The organism is candidate division WOR-3 bacterium (assembly GCA_016867815.1).
Lineage (GTDB): Bacteria > Hydrothermota > Tepidihabitantia > Tepidihabitantales > Tepidihabitantaceae > UBA2258.
Map to the genome: position 1 here is coordinate 1 of VGIR01000121.1, position 6,918 is coordinate 6,918.

The following is a 6,918-nucleotide window of genomic DNA, read 5'->3' on the forward strand; positions in this document are numbered from 1 at the left end:
GAGCCTCGCCGATCGCCCGGGCCAGCCCCTGCTCACTGCCGGGCACAACGATCAGATGCACGTGATTGGTCATCAGGCAGTAGGCCCAGACTTCCACGCCCTGCTGTCCGCACCAGGCGGCCATCAGTCGCAGATACGCTTTGTAGTCCGCAGTGCTGAAGAAGACCGGCTGCCGCCGGTTCCCGCGCTGGACCACGTGATGCGGAACTTCTGCCGCCACTACACGCGCTATTCTCGCCATGCCTCAGTCTACGGCCTCGCCGACTCGAGGTCAAGAAAATTAAGTATTGTGTCCCCGAAATACACCATCTGTGACCAGTTGCCGAACAGGGAGGTGGACAGGTCGCAGGTGGCGCGCTGGATGGCGTAGTTGCTGCCGTTCTTCCGGGTCCAGACGACGTTGAGCACCGTGCCGTTGTCGTCGAACCGGCTCATGGCGTGATAGCCGTTCGCGGCTACGAGATTCGGGCTTGACCACGCAGGGACCTGACCCGATGTGCCCGGCCCGTAGTCGCAGAGCATCGAGGCCAAAGTGGAGTCCCCATGCTGCCATGTGACCACCAGCGTATCAGACTGATAGACTGACACACAAGGCAGGCTGTCACCGAGGTTGGCTACGCTCTCTATCGTATCAAGCACAACCCCGCCGGTGTCGACGCGAGCATACATGATCTTCGAAGCAGCGCCAGCCGTGTCGTAGACCGGGAACACGACGCTACCGACGTAGACGCCATTGGCTTGATTCGGGTAACAGACGATCGACGGCTGCCCCGGCACGGCAGAACTGGAGCCAGCGAAGACCGCCTTGTGGCCATCCTCTCCCGCTACACACCAGACCGTGTCGTCACGTGTGTAGGCAATCCATCGTGCCGTATCGCCGTCCATCGCGAGTGCGGGCTGATAGCCACAGTCCGCCAGCAGTGGCACGGTGTACGAACCGAACACCGGGCCTGTGATCACGTACGGCGGCCTTGGCGCTACGTAGAACGGGATGCCGTCGGGAGTGATCGCCAGACGTCTGCCGATGCCGTCGGCGTGGACCGGATAGGGTTGGACATCACTCCAATGTTCCCACTTGCCTTTCGCAACGTAGATGCTGCGGCCAGGGTCGGACCAAACGCAGGCAGCGAGCGTGTCGTAGCTATCAGATACGCCGCAGACCGATGGGAAGTAATCGGCGAACGATCCGAAGAAGCATACCGGCGACAAGCCTAGGTCGCGATCCCAGACTTCGATTCCGCTCGCCGTGAGGACCCCGCGCTTCAGGACTGTGAAAGTCGCTATGTTCGAGTTCACGTAGTCGCCACCCTTAGCGACCAGGAGCACGTGCCAGAACGGCTTGGATGGCCCCCAGGTCCCGCCCGGTATCATGACAGCGTTGAGGTTTGTGTGCGACACGCTAGACCAGACCTCAATGACCTCCGGTTCCTCAGGGGGATTGGTTGTCGGGTCCGGATTCCAGGTGCTGCCGCCGTCCGATGACCAGCGGTACTTGACTTTGGCCAGAGGCTTACTCAACAAGTCGTCATTCCAGCACACGAAGACCATCGAGCCACTGGCAGCGAGGCAAGGACTCCAGCCTTCCTGGTATATCCCCGGGGTCAGATTGACCCCGTCGCTCCAATTCCCACCGTTGTTGGTAGACTTCTTGAACCAGACGTCGTCGAAGTCGTCGTCCTGGTCCTGAAATGAGCAGTAGACGGTTCCGGAGCCGTTGACGCCCAGAGATGGGCACACGGGTTCGCCGCTGCTCTCGATCGTGGTCATGTCATAGAAGCTGTAGCCACCGTTTGTGGATCGACTGCAATAGAGCCATGAGGGGTCGTTGTCACCCTCGGCCCGATGGGCGACATACACCCAGTCGTAGCCACTGTAATACTGGCCGTCAATTGCCACTTCCGGGGGGTCGGTGTACTTTCCATCGGGAGTGAGATGGTTGAAGTACTGCCAGTCGTTATCGTCATCACCCAGCACATCCGCCGCACACCACGTCTTCGCAGGGCTGACGGTCTGGCAAGCAGCGACCTGCTTGTAGTAGGGCCCGGCAGCAATGCACGGGGAGCTGACAGAATAGCCGTCCCTCCGGGGGTACGCGGTCTGTCCGGTTCCATCCCAGATGTCCTGAAATTCGTACACTTGCACCCACGAGGTCGCCCATTCACGGAGCGCTGCGACGATTGAGAGACGGTGATCGCCGCTGTTATATTCGCGCATCGCAACGGCATGTGCCCCGTTGTTCCCTGTCAAGTACTTGCCGTCAGACGAACCTTGCCTTGGCCATGTGGGGTCAAACGGCCTGATCCAATGCCAGCCTGAGTAGTTCCTCGCTTGCGCTGAGGCGACAAACGCGAGAAGCACAGCGAGTCGTATTCCGACGAGGGCCTTTCTCATTGTCATTCCCTTCAGTTCGAACCTATACCTGCATTTGACCGGCCGTGCTCTCGTGGTAACATCATGTGGGCAGCAACAGAGCACGGCTCTGGTCAGACTATCTTTCCCGGTGGGCTGACGCTGCCCTTCTGCTTTGCTTGTAGACGATCCTAGGTCATGGCGCACCCCCGGGCCTCGCAAGTACCAGCTTTGTACACCTGCGTTCGCCGGCAGTCTCCAGGAAGTAGACCCCGGCTGGAAGGTGGCGCAGGTCGAGCATGGTCCGGCCGCGTTCAGCCGACGCGGGACTGAGCGAGACCTCGGCACGGACTCTCCCCGCGATGTCGCGGGCAGTGACTATCTGAGGCTCTTTGGCCGAGGCCCCCAACTTGAGCCATACGATGCCGGTCGAGGAGTTTGGGCCAACTTGCAGCACGTTGAGTCCGGCAAATGAGGGAGGCGACTCTACCCAACCAGTCAGGCGTGGGAAAACGGCTGCGCGGATGCGGTCGGACATGTACCCTTCTGTCTCGAAGGTGAAGAACGCGAACCCAACGTGACCCATGGAGTCCGCCGCGAGACGGCAGAAACCGGTTGAGAACGCGCCGCTACCGAACTCGACCAGTCTGACTGGAGGGCTATCGAGGAGAACACCATCCCGGGATATGCGACATCCCTTTCCCGACATTCTGTCCTGACTTACTGGACTCGCACACATGAAGTTCCCACCGTCCCAGGTCATGCTGTAGTAGGGAAGGGGCATGGCGGGACTCGACAGCGGCAGCGAATCGTTGAGCACGTTCAATGCAGAATCCAGCAGATAGAAATCGGGACTAAGCCCGTGTACCCGAGACTCCGACGTTGCGAGAATGCGTCCGCCTCCGCAGGCTACACTCGACCTGTGAACCCAGTCAGCTCCGGGCGGTGGCTTCCACCAGGCTGAGTCGAGCGGTCTCAGCTCTCGGTCATAGAGGCCGGCCGCGACGTAATCCTCGCACTCGAAAGAGATACCACACACCAACACAAGAGTGTCTCCCATGCTCGCGATTGAGGGATGGTAGTGCGATGCACCTGCGTATCTGACTTTGATGAGGATCGGCGCCGAATCGAGTACGCGGCCGTCGGCCATCGCCCGAATCACGTAAGGGTAGAGGTTGTTAGCGGCCGTCTTGACTAGCACGACAAACATCGAGTCGCGGAGATAGGCCACGCCGAGTGCGCCTGAGGTATCGGAGACTCGGATCGGCATCGAGTCCATCAACTCCCCTTCCCTGGTGATGCGAGTCGCAAACGTAGACTCTACGTTGGCCACCTCGCCGATGACTTCGTTCCAGCATAGGAAGTAGCAGCCCGCTCCGTATGACAGATTAGGCCGCACCGGATTGAGGTGATGGTCCGTGATGGTAAACGTCTCCGCATCAAGGAATCGGCCCTGATTGTCGAACCGCTTGCCGACCAACCTCGCCGAGTAGTCGGGCTCTGCCCTCTCGTCGCACCAGACGGCGAGGAAGTTCTCTCCGTCCGAGGCTATTGCCGGGCGCTTGTTCCAGTGGTTGCTTGCCGAAAAGGCATAGTCACGGGCATCCGGGTCGACTACCTTGCCGGAAGCCGTGATACGACGGCCGGCAAGCCTCACTTTGCCTTGTGTGACCCCTTCGACTTTCTCGAACCACATGACCAGGAATGTATCGGCAGAGGCGGCAGCTAACGGACCAAGACCTCCATGGGTAGTTATTAGGAACGGCGTGGAGTCCAGGAGTTGCGCCTCGGAGTCGTACCTCATGCCGACAATGTCATCCCCGTCCAGATGAAGCGCAACCAGCGCTGTGTCTTCCGCCGCTGCCAATGCTACTGACGTCACTTCGCAGCCCACAAAGATGCCACCGGTGTCGAGGACGACACCACGCTGAGTGACCCGCGCCACCTTCGCCACCGTCTCGGCGAACGGCGTTGTCTCTTCCAGCCAAGCCACCCAGAAGTACTCGCCGTCAAACGCGACTTGTGGTTTGAATGCCCGACAGCCCTGTCGAATGTGAATGACCCCGGTATCCGCAGAGGAGTCCTCGGGCCATACAAACCGCCCGTTGATGTCACTGGTATCCGAGTACGGCCCCACGAAGACCGCCAGATACGCTGAGTCTCCACGAGCAACTGTGGACGAGGCCACGGAAGGAGTCGCGCCTTTGGCCCGGGCCACGAGAGTCCGACGGAGAATCGCGCCATCCTGCGCCACCTCTACCGCGCGAACGTCTTGACTCTGGCTCGAATGAAACCAGCCGTCGTACACGATGGCATAGCGATCAGCTCGGGCTGCAATGGCCAGAGAGCGCACCTGAACTTCCGCATCTAGAAGGACCCGGTTCGAGACGACGCCGTCGTTTGACACCAGCGCGACGCTCAGACCACTGGAACTGACCCACGTAATAGCGTAGCCCGAGTCGGAGCATGCCACAGCCGGAGCGGAGGAAAACCCGCCCCAAGTCCCGACCACATCAAACGATATGGTATCGACGAGGTCCAGCGAGCGCGTCAGCCGACTCGCCTGCCCGCCACCATGTGTCAGCCGGACGATCATACCCCCTGTGCTTGAGCCGGCCAATGCGACAATGGCAGTAACGTTGAGTCGCGACCGATGTAGCGCGTCGTGTCCAAGAAGAACGACGGAAACGGCTGGGCGTGAGCAACGCCAATCCCCAGCGCCACCGCGCACAGGGCTAACTTGGCCCTCGCGGCCCGGATGGTCGGAATGGAGTAGCGGCCCCGAACGCGGTCCTTGGTGCCACGCGTCATGCGTTCCTCCTACCTTGTCACAACGACTTTGCGAACCGAGGCGCCCGGTCTTCCGTCTTCGGTCATCGGTCCAGGGACGAAGTACACACCCGGAGCTAGTGCCCGCACGTCATTCGCGCCCGACTGCAGGTCCATCACCTTCCGCCCGCTGATGTCGAGTAGCGAAGGCCCGAAAATGGGTACAGTCCCTGAAGGTACAGTCCCCATTTTCGGCAGGAACAGGACGTTGCGGACGACGGTCGGGCTGTTGTTCGCCGCTCGCAGTCCGGCGTTAGACATTTCCGCGGCGATGCCAGGCAGATGGCTGTTGGTCGAGAACCAGATCTTGCCGTCGGCCGTCCAAACCACGTAGACGTGCCCGGCCGAGTCGGCGACGATCTCCGGGTACCAACGTCCGAGTCTGGCTGTATCGACGTTGACGACCTCAAGGTTGGACCAGGTGACGCCGTGGTCCGACGAAGACGCGTAGCATATGTTGTGGCCATGTGCCGTATCTTTGACCATCAGCGCGGTGTGGACGCGGCCGTCGCCGGAGATGGCAAGTGTTCCGCTGTAGTACAATTCATGAAGAAAGTCGAGACTAGTAACTGCTACGGGACTGCCCCAGGAATCGGCCTGCGTGTAGAATGTGCGGGCCTCGGTGATAACCGTGTCACGGACGGTCCGGACGTGGCCGGAGTAGTCGCAGATTATATGGTCCCGGTCGGCGACGACATGAGGATGTGCTGCGAACCTGTTGAATGTGTCGAGCTGGATCCCGGGCCCGAAAGTCAGGCCCCGGTCGGTCGAGCGATACAGAAAAGCGCACATTCTGACGTATGGAACCTCCTCGAACTCGCGCGGGACTTGCGCAGCCACGAGGTAGTGGTTCGTTCCCGGTTGGACAAAGACTTCTGCGTGGGCACAGTCATAGTCGGTCGTGTCATCATCCACCCGTACGTTCCGGCTCCACGTCACTCCCCGGTCGGTTGATACCGACGACCAGATGTGGCTATACCCCGTCCGCCAGTCGGTCCAGGCGCAGAAGAGGTCGCCGCCCGAGCCCGCGGCAATGCTAGTCATGCCGACATATTTGACAGTATCATCGTCAATCCTGGCCAGCGCGGACCACGTGGCGCCGCCGTCACTCGAGCGCGTGCACAGAAGATGACGGTCGGACGCACCGTCAGGGTCGTTAATCAAGTCTGTGTACATGATATAGACATTGCCGTCCGAGTCGGTCGTGATGTCAGGACTCATGGCGTAGCGTTCTCCCCGCCGAATCAGCACGTCCTCGGGCAACCAGGTCCTGCCGGCATCGGTTGACTTCTGGAACATGATGTCGCTGCGAATAATGGTGGGGCCCCTCATCGAATCATCCTGGTACACTACGTATAGCGGTTGACTCGAAGGCACGCCCGGACCAATGGCCATCGCGCACCGGTAGCACATGTGATTGGGCAGGTACTGGTGGTCGATGCGCACTTCCGGCCCGAAGCCACGTGACGTAATGACAGAGAGCAAGAGAAGCAGAGTGGCACTCATTCGTTCCTCCTCATCATTGGTCCTGCAAGATCGGAGGGGCGGTGAACCCGCCCCTCCGGAATGCGGATCTACCGAATCACCGCCTTGAGCGTAGCTTTCTCCGTACCCATGTCAAGGAGTACGAAATAGGCCCCGGAGGCGAGCTTTCCACCTCCGCGGTCCTGATTCCAGCTCATCCGGTGCGTGCCGGGCTGCTGCCTACCGGCATCGAGCACGCCAACCTGCCTCCCGACC

The 6,918-nt window shown here is 60.4% G+C and carries 5 protein-coding genes; all 5 read right to left on the minus strand.

All coding sequences use genetic code 11. The features are described from left to right. The coding region (locus tag FJY68_12805; GenBank protein ID MBM3332704.1) for a transposase at positions 1-241 on the minus strand (241 nt) is incomplete at its 3' end. An 8-nt stretch (positions 242-249) separates the two neighbouring features. Next, entirely contained in the window at positions 250-2,214 is a 1,965-nt protein-coding gene (locus FJY68_12810; GenBank protein MBM3332705.1) for an exo-alpha-sialidase, read from the minus strand. 331 nt (positions 2,215-2,545) lie between these two features. Then, the gene (locus FJY68_12815; protein ID MBM3332706.1) at positions 2,546-4,945 is read right to left on the minus strand and encodes a hypothetical protein; all 2,400 of its coding nucleotides are present in this window, start codon (positions 4,943-4,945) and stop codon (positions 2,546-2,548) included. Further along, a complete protein-coding gene (locus tag FJY68_12820; GenBank protein ID MBM3332707.1) occupies positions 4,942-5,160 on the minus strand; it encodes a hypothetical protein in 219 nt (72 codons plus the stop codon). Before FJY68_12820 ends, FJY68_12815 begins: the two co-directional genes overlap by 4 nt. 9 nt (positions 5,161-5,169) lie before the next feature. Continuing rightward, positions 5,170-6,684: a hypothetical protein gene (locus FJY68_12825; GenBank protein MBM3332708.1), complete on the minus strand. Its 1,515-nt coding sequence runs from the start codon at positions 6,682-6,684 to the stop codon at positions 5,170-5,172. Positions 6,685-6,918 lie beyond the last annotated feature (234 nt).

Excerpts from the sequence above, each read along its gene's own strand:
- FJY68_12810 (MBM3332705.1), bottom strand. The coding sequence starts at position 2,214 with ATGCGCGAATATAACAGCGGCGATCACCGTCTCTCAATCGTCGCAGCG.
- FJY68_12825 (MBM3332708.1), bottom strand. The coding sequence starts at position 6,684 with ATGAGTGCCACTCTGCTTCTCTTGCTCTCTGTCATTACGTCACGTGGC.
- FJY68_12820 (MBM3332707.1), bottom strand. The coding sequence starts at position 5,160 with ATGACGCGTGGCACCAAGGACCGCGTTCGGGGCCGCTACTCCATTCCG.
- FJY68_12815 (MBM3332706.1), bottom strand. The coding sequence starts at position 4,945 with ATGATCGTCCGGCTGACACATGGTGGCGGGCAGGCGAGTCGGCTGACG.